Origin of the sequence: Paenibacillus sp. FSL M7-0656, assembly GCF_038003225.1 — a bacterium.
Taxonomy (GTDB): Bacteria; Bacillota; Bacilli; order Paenibacillales; family Paenibacillaceae; genus Paenibacillus; species Paenibacillus amylolyticus.
The window spans coordinates 4266924-4293445 of record NZ_JBBOOT010000001.1 but is presented as its reverse complement, the minus strand read 5'-3'; the positions used below and the strand labels follow the sequence as shown (position 1 = coordinate 4293445).

16 protein-coding genes and 1 pseudogene are annotated in these 26522 nt (G+C 43.1%); 5 read left to right on the top strand and 12 right to left on the bottom strand.

Translation table 11 applies throughout. The annotated features are described in order from the left end of the window. Positions 1-40 precede the first annotated feature (40 nt). From MHI01_RS19055 to MHI01_RS19035, 5 genes are all read right to left on the bottom strand, one after another. Positions 41-1156: a response regulator gene (locus tag MHI01_RS19055; protein ID WP_340027985.1), complete on the bottom strand. Its 1116-nt coding sequence runs from the start codon at positions 1154-1156 to the stop codon at positions 41-43. Then, positions 1153-2856, bottom strand: a complete 1704-nt coding sequence (locus MHI01_RS19050; protein ID WP_340984878.1) for a sensor histidine kinase — start codon at positions 2854-2856, stop codon at positions 1153-1155. Before MHI01_RS19050 ends, MHI01_RS19055 begins: the two co-directional genes overlap by 4 nt. Before the next feature lie 191 nt (positions 2857-3047). Further along, positions 3048-5450, bottom strand: a complete 2403-nt coding sequence (locus tag MHI01_RS19045; RefSeq protein ID WP_340983824.1) for an RCC1 domain-containing protein — start codon at positions 5448-5450, stop codon at positions 3048-3050. Between the two features lie 475 nt (positions 5451-5925). Continuing rightward, positions 5926-6303 (bottom strand): extracellular solute-binding protein, encoded by a 378-nt coding sequence (locus MHI01_RS19040; protein WP_076320165.1) that lies wholly within the window; start codon positions 6301-6303, stop codon positions 5926-5928. A 200-nt stretch (positions 6304-6503) separates the two neighbouring features. Next, positions 6504-12794 (bottom strand): Ig-like domain-containing protein, encoded by a 6291-nt coding sequence (locus MHI01_RS19035; RefSeq protein ID WP_340983823.1) that lies wholly within the window; start codon positions 12792-12794, stop codon positions 6504-6506. 344 nt (positions 12795-13138) lie between these two features. Between MHI01_RS19035 and MHI01_RS19030 the strand changes: the two genes are divergently transcribed. Both MHI01_RS19030 and MHI01_RS19025 read left to right on the top strand, forming a co-directional pair. Continuing rightward, positions 13139-13552: a DUF6199 family natural product biosynthesis protein gene (locus tag MHI01_RS19030; protein ID WP_340983822.1), complete on the top strand. Its 414-nt coding sequence runs from the start codon at positions 13139-13141 to the stop codon at positions 13550-13552. A 298-nt stretch (positions 13553-13850) separates the two neighbouring features. Continuing rightward, positions 13851-14891, top strand: a complete 1041-nt coding sequence (locus MHI01_RS19025) for a hypothetical protein (protein ID WP_051449798.1) — start codon at positions 13851-13853, stop codon at positions 14889-14891. Positions 14892-15287: 396 nt separating this feature from the next. On the opposite strand, the gene MHI01_RS19020 is transcribed toward MHI01_RS19025, so the two are convergent. Then, the gene (locus MHI01_RS19020) at positions 15288-15956 is read right to left on the bottom strand and encodes a DNA alkylation repair protein (protein ID WP_340983821.1); all 669 of its coding nucleotides are present in this window, start codon (positions 15954-15956) and stop codon (positions 15288-15290) included. Between the two features lie 214 nt (positions 15957-16170). Here MHI01_RS19020 and MHI01_RS19015 point away from each other — a divergent pair, with 214 nt between their 5' ends. Together MHI01_RS19015 and MHI01_RS19010 are read left to right on the top strand one after the other, a co-directional pair. Further along, positions 16171-17145: a YndJ family transporter gene (locus MHI01_RS19015; RefSeq protein WP_340983820.1), complete on the top strand. Its 975-nt coding sequence runs from the start codon at positions 16171-16173 to the stop codon at positions 17143-17145. Between the two features lie 91 nt (positions 17146-17236). Next, positions 17237-17689 carry a HEAT repeat domain-containing protein gene (locus MHI01_RS19010; RefSeq protein WP_017691470.1) on the top strand — a complete coding sequence of 151 codons (453 nt, stop codon included), beginning with the start codon at positions 17237-17239 and terminating at the stop codon, positions 17687-17689. 251 nt (positions 17690-17940) lie between these two features. Here the strand turns inward: MHI01_RS19010 and MHI01_RS19005 are convergent, their stop codons facing one another. Beyond that, positions 17941-19431 (bottom strand): aldehyde dehydrogenase family protein, encoded by a 1491-nt coding sequence (locus MHI01_RS19005; RefSeq protein ID WP_340983819.1) that lies wholly within the window; start codon positions 19429-19431, stop codon positions 17941-17943. A gap of 27 nt (positions 19432-19458) precedes the next feature. Next, positions 19459-20544, bottom strand: a complete 1086-nt coding sequence (locus MHI01_RS19000) for a 5-methyltetrahydropteroyltriglutamate--homocysteine S-methyltransferase (RefSeq protein WP_340983818.1) — start codon at positions 20542-20544, stop codon at positions 19459-19461. A 276-nt stretch (positions 20545-20820) separates the two neighbouring features. On the opposite strand from MHI01_RS19000, the gene MHI01_RS18995 reads away from it, so the two are divergent. Further along, entirely contained in the window at positions 20821-22845 is a 2025-nt protein-coding gene (locus MHI01_RS18995; RefSeq protein WP_340983817.1) for a right-handed parallel beta-helix repeat-containing protein, read from the top strand. Between the two features lie 579 nt (positions 22846-23424). On the opposite strand, the gene MHI01_RS18990 is transcribed toward MHI01_RS18995, so the two are convergent. The 4 genes and pseudogenes from MHI01_RS18990 to rlmH form a co-directional block, all read right to left on the bottom strand. Continuing rightward, entirely contained in the window at positions 23425-23790 is a 366-nt protein-coding gene (locus MHI01_RS18990) for a cupin domain-containing protein (protein WP_026010820.1), read from the bottom strand. A 66-nt stretch (positions 23791-23856) separates the two neighbouring features. Continuing rightward, entirely contained in the window at positions 23857-24837 is a 981-nt protein-coding gene (locus MHI01_RS18985; RefSeq protein ID WP_340983816.1) for an ABC transporter substrate-binding protein, read from the bottom strand. A gap of 86 nt (positions 24838-24923) precedes the next feature. Continuing rightward, positions 24924-25335: pseudogene (locus MHI01_RS18980) on the bottom strand (helix-turn-helix transcriptional regulator); the annotation flags it as partial. Between the two features lie 387 nt (positions 25336-25722). After that, positions 25723-26202 carry a 23S rRNA (pseudouridine(1915)-N(3))-methyltransferase RlmH gene (rlmH, locus tag MHI01_RS18975; protein ID WP_017691463.1) on the bottom strand — a complete coding sequence of 160 codons (480 nt, stop codon included), beginning with the start codon at positions 26200-26202 and terminating at the stop codon, positions 25723-25725. Positions 26203-26522 lie beyond the last annotated feature (320 nt).

Here is a 26522-nt window from a genome sequence, read left to right as displayed (position 1 = left end):
CGCATGGTGCGTGGCTCTTTTTTTGTTTATCAGTAAGATATCATTGATATTGTTCATATTGCTGTTGAATAGACAGCGAAGGCTGTAATCCAAGTTCATGAAGCAGTAATTGCGTATATTGCTCATAGTGGTTATGTAGTGATTTTCGATCTCCCATGGCTCCCAATATACTTAATAACAGCAATGTTGACTCTTCCTCAAACTCATTGCGGGATACAATTCTTCTGGCAATGCGGGCTGCTTCATTATATTGATTCCGTTCCAGCAACCAGCTTGCAAGACGCTTGGCATAGGAAACGTACAAAGTTAACAATCTCTCACGTTCCCCTGTCGCCCAATCAAAAGATTTACCCTCAAACAACTCGCCTAAGAACTGTTTCTCTAACGCTATGGCCGCTTTTTCATTAGTTATATTGAATTCGAATAACTCCAACATGGTCTGTTCGAATCGAATAAAATCAACATCGGCTTGATCTAAATCTACCCGATATTGCTCTTGCGCTGATAGGATCATCTCCTTGAACCCATGCTCGGATAACACCTTTCTAAGCTGATAGACAATCGTATTCAAGTACACTTCCGCCTGCTTGAGAGGCCTCCCTGGGAAGAGATCCTCCAGGATTCGGGATTTGGCTACACTTCGACCCTGATGAACAAGCAGATAGGCAAATAGCTCCATGCTTTTTTTGGATTTCCATTTTACTGCACCCGCTTGTTTGCTGCTAGCCTCGAAGCAACTCAGTCCATAAACCGTCAGCCGATTAGGCGCAATGTCGTCAGCAAGATTAGAAGAAGATCTGCGTCTGCTGGCCGCCCTAGTGAGCGTCTGAGCCAGTCGCATTCTGGAAATCGGCTTAACCATGTAGTCCAACGGATAAACATCGTAAGCGTGAATCGCATATTCTGCATGCGAAGTGGTAAACACAATGTCAAGATCATTACAAACTGAGATCAAGCTGCGTGCAAGCTCTAATCCATTGTCCGTAGCAATCTGGATGTCCAGGAATGCGAGATCCACTTCCCTGTTCTTAACGAAATCGAGTGCCTCTGCCGCATTCTGAAAGCTTCCGACAATCTCCACATCTTGCATACTCGACAGCATCCGCTTCATTGCCAACAGCATGGCAGGCTCATCATCAACGATGAGTACTTTCATCTCTCTGTTCCGCCTCTCAAAGTGAAGTGAAATACGCTTCCTTGTTGCACCGTGCTTTCTGCCCACATATCTCCACCACTTAGTTGTACGAACTGCCGACTTACGAGCAGTCCAAGCCCTGCCCCTTTTTCACCTAATGTACCCGCCATGGAGTTGAGTTGCTTCTCGTTAAATAGCTGACGAACTCGCCCCTCTTCCATACCTACTCCGTTATCACGAACGGACACGATCACCATGTCTCCTGACAACTGAGCGTACACTTCGATTAAACCACCCAATTCGGAAAATTTGATGGCGTTGGTTAATAAGTTACGAATAATTAAACCAACTGTTTCCCGGTCTGCATATACATGGGTGCCTATAGCAATCTTATTCATCACGCTGATATGTTTACTCTCACTTTTAATGTGTAACATATGACAACAGTCCTCAACAACCTCCGAAAGCTCCAGTAACTCTGGACGAAGTGTCATGTCTTCAACCTGACTGCGAAACCACTCCAACAAGTTATTAGCCATTCCAAGTGTATTACGAATCTGGTCACCCAGCTGCTCAATGATCTCCTGATGATCCGCAGCGAAGGATTGCCTGTCCGCCTCCAGTAACTCCACGAGTTGAAACTGCAGCGCTAGCGGACTGCGAATATCATGCGATATAATTGTAAACAGTTGATCCTTCAACTGGTTCAACTGTGCCATCTGCTCCAGATGCCGTTGTTTCTCTGTAATATCAAAAATAAGAGAAATATTACCCTGTGCCTTACCCAGTGTATATAATGGATATACGTTTACACTATATATTTTTCTTTCTCCATCCAGCCACTTATCAATCTCTACACTGCCCGGTTGCATAGACTTGCTCAGCTTATACCATTCTGGCCAGGAAGCTAGGATTTCCGATATATTCCGACCCGAAATATTGGTATAGCCCAACTCTGAGAACCATTGTGAAGCTCGATTATTGTTATCGATGACCTTTCCCGAACCATTCACAATCACAATACTCTCCTGCAACGTATCGAGCACAATATTCCTGGCAATCGGAACGGTAGAGAAGAACTTAATCCTCAGAATAATCACCAGCATAATTGTCCCTGTAGATCCGCAGTAAACTGTTAATGGAAGTAACCATGATGACCACTCAGGCTTCACAAATTTGATAATCTCCAGGACAAACGGTAATGTAGCCAGAAGGAGAACCCACATTCCCGGCTTACGATAATCACTCCTAATATTCCTTACATACTGAAATAAATAGTAGAGGCATATAACCACTGCACTATAGCAAATGAGGCTGAATGCTCTAGAATAGAGGGTTTTTGTTGTGACTAGGTGGCCATTATAAAGCTCAATCGTCAGATATATAATATGAAAGTTTGGGTCAAGCCACATAAGCAACGACCACGATACAAATACGGCAAACAATAGGATCTTCCATTGGTTCTTCAGCAGCTTGTCTCGACCGACTAAGTGATAAACGAATAAGATCAAGAAAGGGACCATTACATTTTGGGTCGTATTCTGAATATTGCGAAAAATTAATTTAGTCATAAATACATCGCTACGTCTCTCCAGAATGATACTGCTTGAGTACATCATTCGGCATACGATCAAACCTACGAGGTAGATTACTCCGCGCTCTCGTCTAAACCCGTACACAGTGAGTAAGATGATACCCGTCATGATCAATGAAACAATCATCAGGATAAGTTCTACAGTGGAATTCATACATCAGGTCCCTTTATATTTAAATTAAGAAAATAGACACCTTATGCCTTTTCTATCCATAATAGTAGAGGGAATTATGGATTACAAGCATATCTCCTATCAGGCTTCAACAAAAACTGACCCCTGTTGTCATCTAATGACATCAGGGGTCAGTCCTTTATTGCTTAATGTATAGATTTCCAAAGTCGCAAGAGTACAACCGCTGCTTCGGCTCTTGTTGTTCGTCCCTCCGGAACAAATCGATTACCCGCTTGCCCTTTCAGAAGTCCGTGCTCCTGAGCAGCTTCGACATATGCCTTGGCCCATGTTGGAATGCTTGTATTATCAGAGAAATAAGAGTTAGCCGTACGATCAGCATTCCACTTCATGGCCTTGGAGACCATCGTAGCCATCTCTGCACGGCTTACCGTTTTCTTCGGCCGTAATGTTCCATCGGGATATCCTTGCATAATTCCCTCGGCTACGGCTGTCTGGATCGTCAGGTGTGCCCATGCCGGGATGCTCTCTGCATCGCTGAAAGACACCTCACTTGATTCGTTACGTATCGGGATCTGAATTGTCCGCATCAGCATAACGGCGAACTCCGTTCTTGTTACGTTGCCTCTTGGTACAAAGGTGTAGGCATCTATCCCCTCCACAATACCCAATTCTGCTGCCTCGCAAATTTCGGATGTTGCCCAGTGATTCTCGATATCCGTGAGCCGGCATACCGGAGCTGATGACGCATTATCCTCATCATCGGTAATACGGGTAACCGTTACGGTATACGTGTTGATCGTTCCATCCTCGGCTTGAACCGTAAGTGTCAGCACATTGGCACCCATCGCCAAAGGAACGGTCGCCATCTCACTTATGCGTTCTCCCCTTAGCTTAACAACCGCCTTGGAATGGACTGAAGTTACTTCCAACTCCACCTGCTCAGCATCTGTCTCTACTGTATAATCCATAGTCCTGGATGTAAAATTAGGAGATAATTCCAAAGCCTTTCCGGAATTATAAACATTTATTTTAGCTAAAGCTGCCTGGTTAGATGGAGATGAGGTTACTGCAGGCGGAGCAGACGAATTACCCCCTTGATCTATTGGATTCGGTGCTGGTACCGGCATTGTGTTATCCAGTAGAAAAGGATTGGAAATCGCATCCTTAACATTCCCTACGTTGTCTGTTGCGCGAATGTGTAAGTACCAGTTGCCATTTCCGCTAGTCTGACTCAAGTTATCACTGTTGCTGAAGGGCAACCAGCCACCTGTCGGAACGACGGTACTTTGCGTCCACACATATTGCAGTGAAGCAGTATCTATTCCGCTTTGTATGTCGCTGACCTTCACTTGGCTTACTGCGGTTTTCGCCGCGGCAACACGACCATTCGTACCGAACTGCACTTCTGGAGACGTTGAATCGATTGCTACAGTAATGGTATACGTTTGACCCGGAAGCAAATAGGGCTTCACGTGAACAGGAATGACCGTATCCGTGGTTGCTCCCGAGATATCTATCGTCTTGGTGTTGCCGTCCGGCAGCAGCTCATTGTTTACGTACATAACTGTCTGGTCCGTGCTTGCCATTGTCGGCGTTACATCTACACTGGACAGCGATTGACCGTCGTAATAATACGTGTAGTCCATGACTGCAGGATCAAAGGATTCCGTGAAATTCCCTTCCTCTAGCTTAAGATCTCTCAGATTGGCATTCCCAGGTACATTCATTTGTCCATCCTGATTATATCCCCAAGTAACTAGGGTACCATCTGACTTTAAGGCAAGCGAATGTAAATGACCTGCAGCGACCGCCACTACTCCTTCTAAGTCGGTTGGTACATCGGTTTCACCACTAATATTTTCCCCCCAGGCGACCACCGTGCCATCTGACTTTAGCGCTAGTGAATGAGCTTCTCCTGCAGCGATCGCCACTACTCCTTCTAAGCCTACGGGCACATTGGTTTGACCACCATTATTACCTCCCCAGGCAACCACCGTGCCATCTGACTTTAGCGCTAGTGAGTGAGATGCTCCTGCAGCAACCGCCACTACTCCGTCTAGGCCTACAGGCACATTAGTTTGACCAACATTATCGCCTCCCAAGGCGACCACCGTGCCATCTGACTTCAGTGCAAGCGAATGGAGGTTACCAGCAGCAATCGCCACTACTCCGTCTACAACCACGGGTACATTGGTTTGACCGTTGGCATTGTTCCCCCAGCCGATCAACGTGTTGTCTGACTTCAGTGCAAGTGAATGGTTGCTTCCTGTGGCGATAGCCACCACATCATTCAAGCCCGCTGGCACGTTTAGTTGACCAACGCTATTGTTACCCCAGCCGACAACAGTACCGTCCGATTTCAATGCAAGTGTATGGAAATACCCAACATCGATTGCTACAACTTCACTTAAACCTAAGGGAACGTTTAGTTGACCAAAGTCGTTTCTCCCCCAGGCCACCAACGTCCCATCTGACTTTAACGCCATTGAAGCAAGACCGCCTGCGTCTATTTTCTCTACTTTAACAGGTGAAGCAGGACCTGCAGCATAAGCCGATCGAACATCAAATGGAACGATTGTGCTGAACAACAATACGAAGCATATAACAAGATAATCCATCTTTCTCCAATTAAACGATAACAATATGTATTCTCTCCTTCATCCCTTTGATTCAGGCAACGCCAGAGCATACTTTTTGATCAGATCCGAAAGTCATCACCTTCTATGGATATTAACAGAGCGCTATGAAAGAATAATGAAAGAAAGTAGGATGATGGAACCAACTCGCTATATTTGTGATAAGGTTCAGCTTTAATTTTACATACTGCAAGGTGTGCTGATAGACTCACCACTTAACAAAAAGAGGTCAACCAGTAAAAATGGCTGACCTCTATACATAAATATCGTATGGACTATTCCGCTCTCTATATTTCGGGGAAATAAAATATCTCTAGAGAGTCTATTACTTTGCCGTCTGAGCCTTCTTCAATTTATCAGCAACGGCTTGAGTGTTGGATTGAATAGCTGCAGTTGCTTTGTCTAATGTTTTCTTCCCGTTTACTACCTATGTCAATCCTTTCAATACAATTGATCGAAATCTCAATTCAAAATTTGGTGACTTGTTCATAAGAACATAACTTGTTATCGATGAATCCAGATTAGGTTTTAATTTATAGAATGCATCCAACTTGTACCCTAAGTACTCCTTAATCATGCGAGATAGAGGCGCACCGATACTATTGTTCGAGTTCTTGGGTTTATAGTATTCATTAGCGTAGTCATCTCCATTGAAATATTTGATGAAATCCCAAGCTGCATCAACATGAGATGCGTCTGCTGGAATCGCAAATATCTCATTAACATACACGTTCCCTGTTGACTTTCCGTCCTTAGCGGCAGGGCCGGAAGCAATACCAAGCGTGAAAGGTTTATAATTCTTCATACCTTTTTTGGCTGCTTGCAGGAAGAAAATTTATGAGCAAAAAAACAACGGTCAAAGCGAGCCCTTGTAGAATTCACCAGACAGACCTAGTACGTTTCACATCAGCTTTAAAAAAACCTGAGGGACCTAGTTAGGTCCCTCAGGTTAGTTTGAGATAAATTGCTTATACTTTTAAGCTTGAGTGTATTGATAGAGCGAGATTACCACAGATCTTCCGGGATGTACTTGATCATCGTTTCGGAGCCATCTTCATTGATCTTATACGTATGGGTTCTTGTGGCTTCCTCGACATGTCCATATGACCATTTGTCCAAACGGTTGTCCGGATATGAAGGTTCTGCTCCAGTCAGAGGACCTCTATACAGCATCCCATTAATCATCTTAACGGCTTCCTCTCGGGTAATCTGACTTCCAGGTTGGAAAGAAGCATCCTTATACCCTGATACGATACCAAAACGGAAAACTTCATCGATAGACTGCTCTGCCCAGTTCCCCTCAATATCTGTAAACGAGCTAATTCTCAAGATAGGGTCCATCTTCAGCTCTTTGGCAACGCCGAGATAACGCGCAATGGCTGTCGCCAGCTCTGCTCTTGTAATGGGCTGATCCGGTCTGAATGTATGATCCGCATAGCCTTTGAATATCCCTTTATTTGCAACAGCTTCGATATAATTGGCACCCCAGTAATCCGTAGCGACATCGCTGTACAGCTTGATTTGTCGAACCTCATCTTGCAAATGAAGTGTACGGGCAAAAATAGCTGCAATCTCTGCACGAGTGATGAGCTTTTCAGGTTTCACATTACCGTCTGGGTACCCCATAATATATCGATCATGTTTGTGCTCATAACGGTTAGAGTACAACATCACTTTAATCAAGGACGTATCGTCCTGCGTATTCACAAGCGTAAGCTTATGATCTGAGCCGATCACAGCCGTAACAGAAGCATAGTTCTCGCCCTCGGTCATTTCGTTAACCTTTAGTTTAAACGTCAGTTGGCCTCGTGTGTCTCCTGCCAGCTTCCCAACATTCCATTTTATTTCTTGGCCGGTAACGACGCCGCCGTTAGCATCAACTAAACTCATTCCGGCCGGGATCGTAGCTTTAACATACAAGCCATCAGCCTCAGTCAACGTTTTATTGGCGTAAATCACCGTGAAGGTTAGAATATCATCTTCTCTGCCCTTCATTTTGTCCACAAGGATAGCTGTGGCAAAGTCAATGGGCTTGGTCGTTATGGTCTTCGGTGGTGCAGGCTCAGTCGTTGTGACTGGTGGCGCTACAGGATCAGTCGTTACAACTGGAGATCCCCCTCCGTTGGATGACGGCAGTGGCGTCATGCTAAAGTCATACAGTACGATCTCCGTACCTACATGAATTAGTGGCTGCTTCGTATCGACAACTCTGCTGTCGAAATCCTTATATCCTGCCTTGGTCGCGGTTAAGTAGTAGTCCGTATGAGGAAATACCATGAACGCATACTGCCCAGTCGCATCACTCGTCTGCGGGTTCGCGTTATCCGCTGGCGGGAAGTTGCCCACCGGTGGCAAGTTGACCACCGTTCCGTTGCTGTAATGAAGCGTAACGATTGCACCGGATATTGGATGACCCGTCACGGAATCGGTAATTGTACCGTAGGGGTCAATGAGCACCTCACTAATGCTGATTTGTCCTTCTGAACTAATCTCAATATCAGCATGACCAACAACAACAGGTTGTGTTCCACCGCCCGGGAGCGGAATGTTATAGATGACATCGGCAGTGTAGATGCCCTTAAGTACACTGTCGATATTAAATATTCCATTAGAATCAATTTGGCCTGTATGAGTCCCATTGCCGTCATTGATCAACACCGTGTAACCGCCGCCCACAGTTCCGTTGAGTGCCAGGGAGCCACCCTGCGATGTTTCTACCAAGACAACACCAGAGACTGTTTTATTTCCCTCAAAGGATCGACCATCCACACTAGCATTTACTGGAACACTCTGATTAAACGTGACGGGTTTTTTCTGTCCACCAATCTCTACTTGCTTTGTAATGGATACATCGTATGTCACATTACCCTGCGGTATAGCTAGGGTGTATGCTCCATCGCCCGCTGTAACTGCAACAGCATGAAAATCAGTAATACCATCACCATCAAAATCTTTGCTCACTTTAATCAAAGCGCCTGCTACGGGGTGACCCGCTTGGTCTGTGACGATACCCGTAATAACACCAGGGGTGATCGTAATATGAATCGTATCACTCACGTAGAGATCTCTTGGGCTATCAGCAACCGTTGCCGTTAATGGAATAGATGTAGATTCCGTACCGCCAAGTATAGCCGCCGTGAAGGTTGTAGTTGCGATTCCGTGTGCGTCCGTCAAGACGCTTATCATATTCAAGTTCCCAGCAAAATGGCCGTATGTTGTATCCGGCACTTTAAATACGACTTGAATCCCTGCCTGAGGATGACCCTCTTTATCAGTCACCACCGCCTTAAAGACGGATGTTGACGCGCCGTTACCAAGTATGGACGATGGGTTGGCCGTCAATGTCATTTCAAACTCGACAAGCTCAAAGTCTTGGATGACAACTCCATTCGTATTAACGTTGATCGTGGATACTGAGATTTCTCGATGAGCAAAGCTGTACTCATCGCTAACCACTTCTAGAATATATTTATTGATCACGACATTCTCAAAATTGTATTTACCATTTGAACCTGTCGTGAACCGCTCCTTCTCTTTACCTGCAAGGTCACGTAAAATGACTGTCGCCCCGGATACCGGATCTCCGGTTTTCTTATCCGTCACCGTTCCAACAATGCTCGGGTTGGTAATTGTGATCGTCACCGTAGCAATGTTGGACTGACCTGTTCCGTCAGAAGCTTGATATGTGAACGTCACACTTCCTGATGCTTCCTCTTTTGCCTCAAACGTGAATGAGCCATCCGAGCTGGCCGTCAGCGTACCCTTGCTTGCTTCGCTAACTGAACTAATATTCACTGCTGTGAGCGTATCATTCCCTACGCTAGTGTCGTTGAGTAAAATTCCTTTTTCTGCCGGGACGGTAAGTTTACCCCCTCTTGCAACCTGATAGCTGTCATTCTCGGCAACTGGCACCGCTCTGAATTTTGCATAATAGTCTCCGGCTGTCTGAACAGTAAAGGTGTATGACGCATCCGTGCTTACTGGAATACCTGTGCCTTCTTCGTTCTCATACCATCCCACGAATGAATAGCCCAGACTTGGGTTAGACGCAATTGTTGCCGATTCGCCAAGCCCATAAGCATCGTCACCATTAGTCGTGCCCCCGACATTTCCAATGACATGTGTATTGATTGGCAACGTAATTGTGATCGTCACCGTAGCTACACTCGAATAAACGGTTCCGTCAAAGGCTTGATAGGTAAACGTAACATTACCGGAAGCATTCTCCTCCGCAATGAACGTGAACGATCCGTCAGGGCTCACATTCAGCGTGCCCATGCTTGGATCACTGATTGAGCTGACATTCATCGCCGTAAGCGGATGATTCTCATCATCGGTATCGTTCGTGAGTATACCTGCCTCAACTGGAACAGTGAGTGTATCTCCACTCTTAATGCGATAGGTGTCATTCTCCGCAATAGGCTCATGCGTAGAAACTGGTAGAGTAATCGCAATCGTCACCGTAGCTACGTTTGACTGGGCGATGCCATTGTCTGCTTGGTAGGTAAACGTCACGTCACCGGATGCTTCCTCATCTGCCACGAATGTGAATGATCCGTCAGGACTTACATTCAGAGTGCCCTTGCTCGGGTCGCTGACAGAGCTGATAGCCCCCGCCGTAAGTGGACGTCCCTCCGCATCCGTATCGTTCATCAAGATGCCCTCTAGTGCCGAAACGGTGAGCGTATCTCCTCTTAAGACACTATACGTGTCATTCTCCGCGACTGGCAGCATAACATATTTAGCATAATAGCCTACATCCGTCTGAACGGTAAACGTATATGCTGCACTTGTACTTACTGGAGTACCAGTGCCTGCTTGGTTGTCGTACCATCCCACGAATGAATATCCTTGATCTGCGCTTGCCTTAATTGTTGCTGAGTCACCAATACTGTAGGTGTTATCCCCTTCAGTCGTGCCTCCAATGGCTTCGATGACATGCGTGGTGACTACAGCTGTTGTCACATCCGTTACATTGGTAGTTACTGTATTAGAGCCAAGATTAATACCCGAAATTACAGCATTGTCGCTGATCACAGTTTGCGGTGTACCTGGTGCCGTTTTCGTGAAGCTCAGCACCTTACTGCTATTCGCGGGTACATCAATTCCCGTTTGTGTTTGGCCCTCACTGGTGACACTAAGACCTGTTTTTGTTGTATTCGTATAGTTATAGATTGTGACTGTGTAGTTTATAGATCCGTTGGTCTGAATCGTTGCAGGACCTGTCTTGTCAATCCCCATCTTCAGATCAAGCTTACCGTTGTTTCCAAGTTTCATCGTCGCTCTTCCATTATTCAGTGACTCCTCGGTTACATAGGTTGCACCAATTCCATCTGATTTGGAGATCGTCTGCTTACTCGTTAAAGCAAGATAGTAAGGGCTGTCCGTAGGCGGGAAGAAATAAGCCGCTGTTTTGGCCCCATCCATGGCATTACCTGAATTCAGGTAGCGAGATATGTTTCCTACATTATTGGGAGATACCCGAAAAGTAGGTTTTACTTTATAGTTGAGTGCAAATGAACCGTCTGTTGGTGCACTATATTCTCCCGACTTTGGGCTTGTCCGGTTCTTGAAGCGATAAATATGCCGTTGCATATCTTCTGCGTCGATATACCAAGTGAGACTGGTAACACCTGCGACTGTCTTAATGACGGCTTTACTTCCGTATCCAGCGAATTGATACGCTGTACCGCCATTTATCGTTGTAGTTGCATCCACCGTTGCGACAGCGTCAACGATTTTCAACGTGGACAGATCAACATTAAAGTCCTCGCTGATTTCGTCTGCAACAACAATTGCACTTGCTATATCGGCTGTCTCTGAGCCAAGATCGGTAGTCTCCGGTATATTGAGAAGCGGAAGTATGGTCGTAGTAGCTTCTACATCATTGGCCAACCCAGCAAAAGCTGAACTCACAATGTCATAGGTTGGAGCGAATGTGTAATAATTACTGTAAACAAAAGAGTCTGCGTAGTTAAAACCATTTGGCCCCTGAGCAGCATACGTTTTCAGCTTGTCATAGGTATTCTTTGCCGTACCATAGTTATAACTACTGTCTTCCTTATGATCGTTGACTCTTTTCGGGTCAAGACCTGCCCATGCGTAGACTGGCTGGTTACCATTATACGGTCCGTTAATTGCCGTTGTGGAACCCAGTCCCACTGTATACACTTTGGCTTTAGTGGATTCTCCTCCATTGTATGCAGTGTACTGATTATCTAAAAGACCCTTCATATATGCGCCCGTGAGTATAGTCAGCGCAGCAATTTCCGGATCACCTGTATTGGCCAGACTGGTACCGGCAGTAGCTGGTACGTATTTGGTACCATCAGTGCCACTCTGATTGTAGTTTGCAATCGTTGTAGCTTCGGTTACCGCATTCTGAAAATCAGTTTCAAACGATTTGCCTTTGGGCGAAGTATACCATGCCTTCTTGGCATGAATTGCCGCCCCATCTGATAGAAGGAACAAGTAAGGCTGGCGCTTAGGTCCCGTGCCCTTAGTTCCCACACTGCTCATCGTCTTGGAGACACCATACATGATACCGTCCTGCGTTGGCGTACCTGCCCCTAGCGAGACTGCCGACTTCGTTCCAACGGCCGTACCATCCTTGACTAGATTGCTGTTCAATGTGATGTTTTGGTTCGATGTTGCATATTTCAAATAATCTTCCGTTCCATGTCCTGAACTAAATACGTAGTGTCCTAGTTCCATAAAAGTGCCAAGGTGGTTGGAGCTAGCCGATCCTCCAAACCAATAAACCGCAACGCGGTTATTGGGATTCGCATCCATGACTGTGCGGATTGCATCATTGGCTGCCTTGGCCATCGCTTCGACACGATAGTACACACCAGGTCCACCTGCTGTTTCTGCTATTTCTCTCCCATTTAGATTTCCCATAGACGAACTCATGTCCAAAATAAAGGTTACGTCCGCCGCAGGACCGTCAGCATTGCCGCTCCCCCCGACACCTGGATTGGTCGAATTTGCCGTCATATATTCTTGTGCTAACGCTGACAATTTGACATTAAAACTGCCATCACCCTCTGCTGTAACGCTCTTGTCAGTCCAAATACGTCCGTCTGATGCCGCTGTGCCAAAACCACTAGGTGGCGCATCTGTCACCGGGTCGGCAGTTAACTTGACTTGGTACTGGTCGTAGTTCGTCTCCGCCATAGTCGGAGCGATTGCCGCATTGGCCACTGAGCCGTCTAAAGGAGTAAGACCACTAAGCCCAAATATTAGACAGACCGTAAGCGCAATTGAAATAAATTTTCTAAAGCCATTGTTGTTCATATCTAGTCCTCCGTACAAAATTGAAATGTAAATATCCCTAATACAGCAAACTTCTTGTGTTTATTCGTCTATAACCTACCCTGTTCAAAAAGAACTATAGCAACATTTATTACCTTCTTCCCGTCTCCAGATTTGTTGCGAATTTTAGTATAATCATTAACTCTAAACAAAAACTGAACAAGAACGTAATAGACTGATACTCAGTTCGATTACAGTGAATTCGATACATTAAATTAATCGCATTATGTATAGTTCCTAGATAAAATTGGGGACTAGTTTTTAGAGTGGTGTTCTTACTGTTTTTTATATTAGACTAATACTTAACATATAGAGGATCTGATTGTTTGACAGGTATCATAGGTGTTTTTATCTTAATAATAGGATTAATTATGGCAATTTGGCCTTACTTTGCTTGGTATATACGACTGGGATGGAAGTTTAAAGATGCGGAGCCAAGTGATTTAGCACTAAGTGCTGGACGGATCTCAGGCATGATTAATCCCACCATATTAAGCGAGGAAGAAAAAAATACGGTTATCCAAATGATACAAGATGCAGAACTTAGACCTTTTGATGCAGGTGATGTGTTTGGATCGAACAATGATGGAAAAATTACATTTACAGACGAAACGAGCCTAGACATCGTTATTTTCGGACCTTCTGGAGGAATCGAATTGCATCCGAAGGCTACTGAGAAGGAGTATGAGATAATGAGTGAAGAGTTAAAAAATTGGTTTCACACCAATTATAGTGATTAGTAGTGTCACTTTAATATTCAAGAACCTCGCCATGGTGAGGTTCTTTTTGTTTGTCATATACAGACGTGAATCGCAAATTGATTAATACTGGGACATATCAAGGCAGCAAAATAAATAGAAAATTTCCGTTAACGGCCGGTCAGTCTATCGTAGCTAGCAGAGTAATTTCATTTATAAATTATGCTTTTAAATCACAACAATCAAAATTTACATAATATCCCATGTTATGTTTAGACAATATTTTCTACACAAGATATTATACATCTATTAATAAATCACTAGTTTTGGAGGTATCTCAATGTTTAAGGAAATAAAGGTTACATTAGGTTTCATAGCGCTATTTATTTTAGTTTCGTCACTTTTCGTTTCAAGTGTATCGGCCGCAACAGTTGGTCAGCAATTATCGGTTGCTGAGTCGGGATGGCAAAGAATAGACGATGCTGACAAAAAAATTTCGTATAATGGCGGTCAGTGGAAGGAAGAAACCGGCCCTAATTTTTTTGGTAATACGTTGCATTTCATCCCAAATAACCCTACGGATTCTTCTCAATCTGTAACATTCACATTTTATGGTACTCAATTAAGAATTATTGGTACAATGTATCAGGATTACACAACGAAATTGATTGTTACAATTGATGGAGTCGATTATTCTCCAGCTAATTCTTCTGGAACAGCAACACCAGTTAATAAGGCTCTCGTGTTCGGTGTGGAAAATTTAAAATCTGGTAAACATACTGTTCAAATAAAATCCACTGATACAAAACGTTGGGTTTTAGATGCTATTGATATTGATCAAACCGGTTATTTGATTAATCAAGGTATCGCTTCTCCAACTCTGAGTGCACAAGCTCAGGTCGCTAAGGTTGATCTTAAGTGGACTTCAGTCAGTAATGCAGTTACATATAACGTCAAACGCTCACTCACTTCTGGTGGCCCATTTGAAACGATTGCAACTGTAACTTCAACTACGTACACAGATATTGATGTTATCAATGGAACTACATACTATTACGAGATTACAGCCGCTAATGAAGATGGGGATAGCGCACCTTCTAACCAAGTTTCTGCTACGCCACAAGCTCAAATAGCGATAGAAAGAGCAATCTTTAAAATCACCTTTAATACTGGCTTAGAAAAAGAGTACGATCTCTCTATGACGGATGTAAATGCCTTCATTAAGTGGTATGAAGAAAAAGCATCTGGTACCGGACCTATCATGTTTGCAATCAATAAACTTCAAAATAACATTGGACAATTCAATAGTAGGAAAGACTATATCATCTTCGATAAAATCATTACATTTGAAGTAAATGAATACACCCCAGTATCAAAATAAATACAAACTGAAAAGCAGGGAGACTAATTATAAGTCTCTCTGCCTTTTTATCTTACTCACCAATTCATGTTGGTTTAGATGATAGAAGTATGCATTCAAAAAAGATCGATCACCATCATATTTAGGAGAGTGGATTGACCTCTTATTCGTTTTTTTTGCAGAAGACGCTAAATCAGCGAATGCCATAAAACGTTGAGATGTTGTTCGTGCTGTTAATTATTGTATAGTACGTATCGATTCCTATTTACGCCGTCCTGGAGGACAATCATGCGCTCAACATAAACTGTTAGACTCCGATAATCTCTCTACACAATCCCCTTTACTACCACTTATCTCAAAGTCCAAGCGGTTGATCCGCCAAAATTAATTCATCTTAATTGAACTTTTCAGGGATAACTAATTCTTATTTCGTTTGTTAACTTCAATTGCAATGAACTCTGGCAAATAATTAGGAGTACAGCCCTTTGATACCATTTCATCTTTATAAAGACCTGTATTCTCACCAAGTTTTATACAACGTGCACGATACTTTTGATCATAAATGCCTATCCAGCCTGCAATGAAATTCATAGCCCACTGAACTTCCGGCTCTTCCTGCGTAATACTAGCTTCAATTGCAGATAGTAAGTCCTCGGTGTTATCAGGAGGCGTTTGTCCGGTCCATCTCAATCGCGCTTGATAATACCAAAAAGCTCGCCTTTGAAGAGCAGAAGGACTTTTTTCCCATGACTCCATCAATGCAATGGTCTTCTTGTCTTTGGTGAGCTGATTAGCCATTAACCAATCCATTAAGTTATTTCGCTCATCAAAAGTGTGAGTCTGCATATCCTTATCAAACTTATTGAGCAATTCTTGTGAGAGAAGTTTTTTATTCATAATTAAAATAGCTAATAGTCTGGGCAAAAACGCTTCGGTCGACCAAAGTTCCATAGCTAGTTCGTGATCTTTTTTAATATCCTTTGCGATTTTTCGTAATTCGCCTAGCTTAGTTTTACTATTGATCTGCTGTAGAATGTCCCCTGCTTTTGAAGAGTATTTCATTTCTATACTTTTATCCTTATTCATTTGATACCACAGCTCCTTTATCGCGAAAGTCTTTGAAAAGCGGAAGGGCTATTTCCCATGACTCCATCAACCCCAGTAAGATAAGCTTATTTTCATATATTGACAAATAAATGTGTTAGACTACTAAAAGAAGAATTGCCAATCTATACTAAAGAATGCAACACAACTGGATAAAGGCAGTTATTACGATAAACGTAGTTAGAAAGGAAACCCCATGAATAGTTCCTTGAAGCAACGAATGAAATCATTATTAGCACCCGTGTTTCCCGGTGGAATCATAACCATTCTGATATTTTCCCTTGATTACTTCCAAATCGAACTTGTTGAAAAATTTCTGCTTTTTGCGGCTTTTGTCATTGTACCTCTTGTGATTTCACTTTTGAACCATGACGAAAAGAATAAACATCAACGAATGATTTATGTTGCTATGAAATGGCTTCAATTTCCCGCTGCGCTTCTTACCCTGGCCTCGGTAATGAGTAATAAGATGTGGGGGTTAGAAAGTACGGAAATCCCAGGGATTCTGTCTCTTGGATGGCTACTGTTCACACTGCTGCTTGGCATCTATGGCTTGACCACGATTGTAATCTCTAAAGGAAAAGCAGCTGAAATAGCGATTGGTGCGGGGCTCGTTTATTTTTTTATCGGGGGCATTTGGTTTACCTTATATCAATATCAATTGACCCTCTTTCAAGCTAATCCTGCAACGCACGCGTTAAGCTCGCTCCACTTTCATTTCTCATCTGCGATCGTTCCGATTTTTATTGGTGCACTGGGACGCATCATGACGAAGAAAAGTTGGTATCCCTGGGTTGTTGCCATCGATATCATCGGACCCATATTGATTGCTATTGGTATGATTTTCTCCAAGCCGATTGAATACATTGGTGTCAGTTTGTTCGCCTGCAATATTGTGGTTTACACCGCTTATCTCCTTGCTTACTTGAGGAAAAATGCTTTGGATATTAAGGCAGCCTTCTTCTTAGGCCTTTCTTGTCTAGCCTTTTACACGGTTGTTGTCATTTCCATCTTCTATCCGTTACTGAAAAATATGTACTCCTTAACCATACTCGATTTCATTCCCATATACGGATCTCTGCATGCGTTTGGTTTTGTCTTATGTGGACTGATTGGTTGGGTGTATATGGTGGACTTCATTAAGGAAAAGGCTAACCAATCGGCTTCATAGGAGTAGTTTAGTCAGGTTCGTGCTATAATAGTGATCACATAAATAACATTCATCATTCTGCCGAGATGGCGATGATTAAGGAGATTGAATTTTGACGAACAACCATGATATTGGAGCAGTTAACGAACTACCGGAGAACTTTGAAGAGCTCAAACGAGCGGCTAACCGGACGTCAAGCTGGAGAGAAAGACTAAATGCGGTGAACGAATTGGGGAACTGGAATACAGCCCCTACCATTAAATTGCTGCAGCATGTTTTGAAAAATGATCAAGTGTTTCAAGTGCGCGAAGCCGCATATCAAAAGCTCAAGCAGTTGGATGAAGATGTACAAATGCCTGCCAAAAACAAAGGTGAGCTGTTTAAAGGTACTAACAAAATTTTGCTACGGATTAAAAAAAGCCTTCCTGAAGGTCACACATTCGAGCAATTTAAGGAAAAACTGCAAAAGACACGTCTGGATATTTATGATACTTACGAGGGCGACAAAGATGCTGAATTCGACTCCTGGCTTCATGGCATTTGGGAGACACTAGGTAGAAAATAACGGCCGTTCACCGTATAATAGCTGAATAAAAAGCCACTCCATCAATGGAAGTGGCTTCTTTGTTTTTTCAGCGTCACCTCCATTAGATATGAGTTAATTTTTTCTAAAAAGTTGCTGCGGTCAAACTTATCTGACAAAAAAACGCCCTGCCTACTGATTCTTAAAAATCAGTAAACAAAGCGCAAAGTTAGAGCCTACATTCAATTTCACATGTACATTCCTGTACTATGCGAAGTTGTGTACTATAAGATTTATTCGGGTATATAAGGAAGATCCAGTGTCTTCGGAACGTTGATGACATGCTTTTCTGTATAAGTGCGGATACCTTCCACGCCGTATTCACGGCCAATACCGGATTGCTTAACCCCACCGAAAGGGAACCGAACGTCGAGCCCCTGCACAGCAGCTGTATTGATCATAGTCGTTCCAGCTTCGAGTTGACGTGCGACGGAGATGGCATCCTCTTCTTTCCCCCACACAGAACTCGTCAATCCATATATGCTTTCATTGTGTAGATGAATAACCTGCTCTTCATCGTCAAATGGAAGAATCGGAACCGTAGGACCAAACTGTTCCTCCACTACAATCGGATCATGAACATCGCAACCTAAGACAAGCGTAGGTTGTAGGTAGTAACCTTGTTCAAACAGCTTCTGATCAAGAATTTGACCGAGATGGATGACCTTAGCCCCACGCTTTTGCGCATCTTCAACCAAACCAAGCACATAATTTTTCTGCTTCAGGTTATTAACCGGACCTACTGTCGTATTTGAATCAAATGGGTCACCAATTCGAATCCAGCGATTAGCCGCCTCTATATATTTTTCCACAAACTCATCATAAATAGAACGGTGTACATACACACGTTTGGCGATCATACAGATCTGGCCTGCTGTCAAGAAATTAGAAATGACAATCCGGCGCATTGCTCGCTCATCATGAACATCAAAGCTTTCCAAGAAGATAGCCGCATCATTACCACCAAGCTCAAGCGTCATATCCTTAATCGTTTCCGAAGCCGCTTTAATAATATGCTTAGCTGTTGCGGTTCCACCTGTAAAGGCGATTTTAGTAACAAGAGGATTACTAGTCAGTTCAACGCCCACATCCGCATCACCATGAACGACATTGATTACACCAGCCGGGAACTCACTCGCAATAATCTCTGCCACTTTCGCTGCCGCCAGTGGCGCATATGGACTTGGTTTAAGCACAATGGTGTTACCCGCAAGTAAGGCAGGAGCGATCTTAATCGTAGATAAAGCAATGGGATAGTTCCATGGACTAATTGCTGCCACCACACCAATGGGATCATAGGAAAGAATCGTTTTACCATTCTCATGCTCTTTGATCTCTTCCTGTAGAGCCGATTTAGCTTCATTACAAGCAAACTCCATCCACATTAAGGAAACATAAATTTCACCGTGTGCATCATACAGGGGCTTGCCATGCTCTCTAGACAGCAAATGTACAATTTCATTCTCAGCTGCTCTAATCTTCTCGATCGCCTTGCGCATCATCATAATGCGTTCATCAATGGGGGTCTGCTTCCATGTTTTAAAAGCCCCTGCGGCCGCTTCAATCGCTTCAACCGCTTGTTCTTTCGTAGTGACAGGGAAATAACCTACGATCTCAGTTGGGTTTGTCGGATTCTCTTTTGTTACCTGCGAAAGGGATTTTACATTTTGACCATTAATGAACGCTTCAACTATAATTGTCTCTTGGTCTGCTTGGATCGTCATTTTGAATCCCTCCGTTATTTAGATGGATTAATTCCAAACTTCTTCTGCAATTTCCTTAACATAACGAAGTTTACGCCATTGTTGTTCTTCCGTTAAAATATTGCCTTCTTCTGTAGACGAAAAACCACATTGTGGACTCAAACATAGTTGCTCAAGTGGAACATAGGTTGCCGCCTCTGCAATCCGAGCTTTAATGTGTTCTTTATCCTCTAACTCGCCTGTTTTTGATGTGAGTAAACCAAGCACGATTTTCAAATCTTTTCGATTCACATATTTTAATGGCTCGAAACCACCTGAGCGCTCATCATCAAACTCTAAAAATAATCCATCTACGTTTAAGCCTCCAAAGATAACTTCAGAAGCGTAATCATAACCACCCGTTGAGAAATAGTTCGATTTATAGTTACCACGACAAATATGCATCGTCACCACTAAATCTGCTGGTTTATGAGACAAGGATTCATTAATCATGCGCTGCATCGTTTTCAACTCTTCCGCCGGTTCCAGACCTTTAGCACGTAACTTATCGTGACCAGCTTCTGAGAACAGGTCTGCCCAAGCTGTATCATCTAATTGCAGGTATCGACAACCCGCATCATAGAAGGCTTGAATTGCTTTTTGATACGCCGCAATCGTATCCTGAAGGAATTGCTCTCGGTCCGTATAGATATTAGCGTCATTCTCCAATCGATATAGAAGCATGTTGGGACTTGGAATGGTCTGTTTCGCCACAGCGTCACCTGCATGCTTTTTCAAAAACTCAAAATCCTGAACAAAGGGATGACTCGAGAAATCAACTTTACCAACAACACGAATCCCACCCTTGCGCGTTTGCATATTATGGAATTTTGGTCCGTCTATTTGCTCATACAACTCTACGCCATCCAAGCCACCCAGAAAATCAAAATGCCACCAGCTTCTGCGGAATTCACCATCCGTAACTGCCAATACGCCATTTTCTTTTTGCTTATCAATAATTCGAATAATCTCTTTATCTTCCACAGCTCTTAATTCCTCATATGTGATGTTGCCTGATTTATATTGTTCACGTGCCTGACTTAAATCTGCAGGACGTAGAAAGCTACCTACATGATCATTACGAAATGGTATCATAACTATTTCTCCTTCTAACTTTTTATTCTAATGAGTATAGCATGATGAAAAGGAATGCTTGTTATATGAAAAAAGCATGGCTAGTCATAGCTTTTAACAATAGCTACAAGACTTTAATACGCAAAAATCCACAACTTCATAGGGTAGTGGATTTGGTTTTACCTTTTATCAATATCAATTCAGGCTAACATACACCTTCCTATCTCTGCCATTATAATTATTTTCTAGTATAATAACGGGATACAACAAACATTTTAAAATAGAAGGAGAGTTGTTATGGAATATCATGTATCCAACCATGGGAATGATCAAGGAAAAGGAACAGCGGATCAACCCCTTCGTACCATATCACGCGCTGCGGCTCATGCCATGGCCGGTGATACAGTTATTGTTCATGCGGGAGTATACAGGGAATGGGTTAACCCGGCTAATGGAGGAACAGCGGAGCATAGAATCGTATATCGATCCGCAGGAGACGGGGAAGTCGTGATTACAGGAGCTGAACGGATTACCAACTGGAATTCTGAAGGAAACCATGTCTGGAGCACAGAAGTGCCCAATTCCCTCTTTTCCGTTCGCAATCCCTATGAGGTAGAGCTCAGTGGAGACTGGTTGTTTGACGGGCCCTTCCCAATTCATCTAGGCGATGTCTATTTGGATGGTAAATCATTGTATGAATGCGATAGTATTGAAAGCGTTCACAATCCTGAAGTTTGGTCCGAAGCCAAGTATCCCAAGGATTCATTGTTAAAATGGTATGCCGAGGTTGGTTCTACAACAACAAAAATCTGGGCCAACTTTGGTGGAAAAGACCCTCGTACGGAAAATGTAGAAATTAATGTACGTCCTTATTGCTTTTGGCCTGAGAAACCGGGACTGAACTATATCACCGTAAGTGGTTTCACACTTCGTCAAGCCTCCCCCCAATGGGCACCACCTACGGACTACCAGGAAGGTTTGATTGGACCTCACTGGAGCAAGGGCTGGATTATTGAAAACAATATAATCAGTGAATCCAAATGCGTTGGTATTAGCCTGGGTACCGAAATCGGTACAGGGCACACCAAGTCTTTGGAGAAGCATAGTAAAGGTGGTACTCAACGCGAGCAGGAGGTTATTTTACAAGCATTACGCTCCGGCTGGCATAAAGATAACATCGGCAGTCACACAGTTCGAGGTAATGTGATTCATGATTGTGAACAGGCAGGTATTGTGGGTCATATGGGAGCAGCCTTCAGCCACATTTATCAGAACCGTATTTATAATATTCACCACAAACGACTCAGACATGGTGCCGAAGTAGCGGGAATTAAACTGCATGCTTCCCTGGATACTCAAATCAGCGAAAATATAATGTATAGCTGTTACCGTGCGCTTTGGTTGGACTGGCAGGCACAGGGCACTCGCATCAGCCGTAATGTATTTTTTGACAATCTTTCGGAGGACCTCTTCGTTGAGGTGTGCCATGGTCCATATATGGTCGATCATAACCTATTTCTCTCTCCGATGAATTTCAGAAATATGGCTCAGGGCGGGGCATTTGCTCATAATTTGTTTGCAGGCCGATTTGTAGTTCGTTCCGAAATTACTCGTATTACGCCATATCACTTCCCTCACGAGACGGCCATGGCCGGATACTCCAATATCACTGGAGGCGATGACAGGTACTACAACAATATCTTCTTGGGTGACAATGATCCTAATAAGGAGCCTGTGCCCATCACCTTTTTTGAACATCTTCCACTTAAACCAAGGGATGAAGTTGGAGAGGACGGGAAGACCGTCATGGATGGTGTTCCGGACAATTCCATATGTTATCTGCATGCTGTAGGACTTGGCGGCTACGATCAACATCCTGATGTGAAAGATAAAAAATGGTGGGAATACACCAAAGAGGAGCTTCTTGAGCTTGGCGATGCGGCGAAGGATATCTTTATAGGCAATGCCGTTCTTCCGGTGGCTATGGGTGGCAATGTATTTCTTAACGATGCGGTTCCAAGTCGTCATGAATCCCAAGCGAAGATAGTTGCACAGATGGGTGTAAATATTGAGATGAATCCTGCCCTAGGCAAAGTGCACATTCAGATCCATAATCCTGAATTGCTTCGGGGAACCTCTGCAATGTTAGTTACCACGGATCTGCTTGGAAAGACTTATCACGCCAACATGAAGTTTGAGGAACCAGACAGCAGTCCATATCATTTTGATTCCGATTTCTTCGGAACAAAGAGACCGGATGCAGATGTTACACCTGGTCCCTTTGAATTAACCGAACAGGGTACTCTTGATTTTGAAATTTAGTTTATGATTGAGGATCCAGTCATTTCAGGTGATTGGATCTTTTTGTGTGTAAAGCCTCTATTCCGCTAATCGGGATAAAGGTTTTTAATTGGCGAACGATGCTCTTTTTTCTTTAGGGTGAGCTTTGTTTTCATCAAAAAATTTTCGCTCTATAAATGTTACGGTTCACCGTAACATTTATAGAGCGAAATGAAGGACACCCTGATTGGGTGCCCTTCATTGTAGAGACAAGGGCTAAAAATGGAATTTCCACTGAGCAAGATCGACCAATCTGACAGTCTTAGGATCGTAAACTACATTAGTAATCGAGCCATCCCAAATATGTTTTACCGCTTCATCAATCACATGAATTGGCACAAGGAACCATTCTTGTGACCGTACAGGGTGGCCGAAGTGTCATGGATAGTGAGGTCGTGCTAGCCCAGACTCGGTACACTCCGTATCACAAAACATTCAGGTAAGTGGATAGCCCAATTTTCTGCCAAGAATCCCAGTCACGTTAGTGACCTTGCGGCTTTAGCCGTGGGAATGTCAAGTGAACCATTTTCTCATACATTGAGATCGTACTAGTAACAAACACTAGATCCAAGTATCATTGGCTGCAGTTAATTCGGACTCAGTACCGTCATTGTTTACTATGCTTCTAGGCTCCACCAACATGATATGGCATTCCTTTTCGGCGGAAGGCTTCATCTCGATCCCCTTCGGGAGAACAATCATCTCACCCTTGGAGATTTTAACCTGACCGTCACGAAAATCAATGATCATCTCCCCTTCGATCACCATAAATACCTTATCGGTCTCTTCATGACTATGCCATTCAAACTCCCCGGCAATCTTAATGAGTTTAAATTGATAGTCATTCATTTCACCAATGACTTTCAGAGACCAAAGATCGTTAAGTTCAGATAGTTTCTCATTTAGATTAATCGCTTGGTAATGGATAGTAATCACTCCTTATTTTTTGACCTTCAAGTTACTTACAGTGAATAGGCAAGAGCTAACCATTATCTACTTACGCAAGGCAGTTAATATATTTTGCATAGCATATTCAGTAGCTAATGGCCCACCAGTAATAGCAGAATTATCCATTAAATAGACATTGCCTTTCTTTACGGCATTCATAGCATTCCATACATTACTTTGTTTTAAGCCATTCATTAATTGTTCCTCTTTTGTAATGTCACCTATAAGGAAAATATGGTCTGCTTGAATAGTTGACATTCCTTCAAACGTAGTAAATTCATTATTAGCACCTGTATATGTATCATCTGGTGTAAGCCCCAGTCCCTTTTCTTTATCAAACGCAATTTTATAGACCGGATTTCCTTCACCTAGAACATTAAAAGTTTTTCCATCCCAAGACAATATAAGTGCTACTGTCTCTCCTTCCATCGACTTTAATACTTCACGCCCAGTTGTGATTTCTTTCATCATTTTATCAATTACTTTCTCTGCTTCGTCTTCTTTACCAATAATCTCGGCTACTGTACGGAGTCCATATTGCCAATCTTCATAGATGTCCTTGTATTTTAACGTAATGACTGGCGCAATTTTATCTAGTGAATCATACACTGCTTCATGATGCTCTGTTGCTAAAATAAAATCAGGGTTAATAGATAAAACTTTTTCAATACTAGGAGACACTTTATCGCCTAATTCTTCAGCTGAATCCAGCTTTCCTTTTAAATAAGATAAAGAAGATAGATACTCTTTTTCAGTCGAAGCAGCAGGTGGTTCACCTAATGCAACTAATATTTCAGGATAAAAATACCATAGTGAGGCTATCTTTTCTGGTTTTTTCTTGATAACAATTTCTTTACCTAAGGCATCCTTAAATGTTCTCGGCCAATCAGTTGCATCTAAATTAACTGCTGATGTAGATACGCCTTTTTTAGTTGATCCTTTATTTTCAGCAGGTGCTTCATTACAACCTGCTAGTATGCCTGCTAATAATAGCATTGAGACTAGCAGTCCTTTAATCTTCTGCATACGAAATTCCTCCAACATAATGGTTTCTTTAGTTAACCATTATTATAGTAAAGTAATTTTTAGATTAGAATGGATGCATGTTGAAATTAGCATGGATTATTGATGAACTTCTCTCGATATTCAGTAGGAGAAATGCCACATTGTTTCTTGAACCACTCTACTAAAATAAAAGGGGTCAGCCATTCCAACCGTTTGCGCAATTTGTTGTACAGGCGCATCACTCGTAAATAGCATTTCTTGCGCCGCATTTATACGATATTTTAATAAATATTCTGCTGGTCCCATACCTGCATGTCTTCTAAATATGTAAGAAAGTCGATTTCGATTAACGTTATGTTGTTCTGCAAGCGATGCGATTGTAAGGCTTTGATAATAATATTCATGAATATAATTAGTTACCCGTTCGAATAAAGTATGCGATTCACAACTATTTTGCCTATTATCAACACATACTAAGGCTTCATTCAGCACGTCACGAAATAGCATAAGGTTTTGATATCGATGACTTGTAGTAATCTTGTTGGCATCAGCGAATATTTTTGGAAAAAGTGGCGGCAGGGTCAATCCAATGCCAACTACATTTTGCTTCAACCCTGCCAGAGTTGAACGGGGAGGCTAGAAACAGGGTCGATCGTGCCCCCCTACCGCACAGAGCATGGCATATTGCAGTAGCTAAGGAATTAAGAATTCTGGTTATACTATTGATATGAATATGGTGTTATAAGTGCAATTATCTACCTGAAGCATTCCGAGAAATTAATGCTTATTCACAAAAATATTAAAAAAAGGCTACAGTCGTTATACGACTGTAGCCACTACTTAATTTTGAACCAAGACTACATAGCTTTGGCTCATTGTTTTAATGTGACCATTACCGCTTTACCACTATTTATGATACGGTTCCCCCCGATTTATCTTCACCGCGCGATAAATCTGCTCCACCAACACCAGCCGCATAAGCTGATGCGGCAGGGTCATGCGCCCGAAGCTCAAGCGCTGCTTCGCACGGCGCAATACCTCATCGGAAAGCCCATGGCTTCCTCCGATGACAAACACGACATGGCTCGTCCCATACGTGCCGAGCTTGTCGATCTCCAATGCCAGCTCCTCGGAACTCCAGAGCTGGCCATCCAACGCGAGCGCGACAACATGCGCCTCGCTCTTCACATGCGCGAGGATGCGTTCGCCCTCCCGCTCTTTTACCGCCCGAACCTCAGCTTCGCTCAGGGTATCGGGCGCCTTTTCGTCTGCGACCTCGATCATCTGAAACTTGATGTACGGGGCGAGCCGCTTGGCATATTCCTGAATGCCCAGCGTCAGATATTTTTCCTTCAATTTGCCTACGCCAATAATCTGAATAAACATGAAATTCATTCCTCCTAAATTGTCTTGCGAGATATTCTATAAGTAAGATGCTTCATCGCATCGCATCGTTCGTTCCAACTGTATTATACCTATACTACACATTTCTCCAAATTCTAACGAACTCCACACACCTTAATCAGCCCCATTTCGGCTCTTTTAAAATCTAACGAATCTGAAACACGCTACTTCGCATCAAACGAGCACTCCCCACCACTTTCGAGGCCATTTCAGCAACATAACGTGTCTACGATTCGTTAGATTTCAACCAGGCGGTGTTTGCCTCATATAAGGCGTCTCGAGTTCGTTAGAGCTACTCGGCC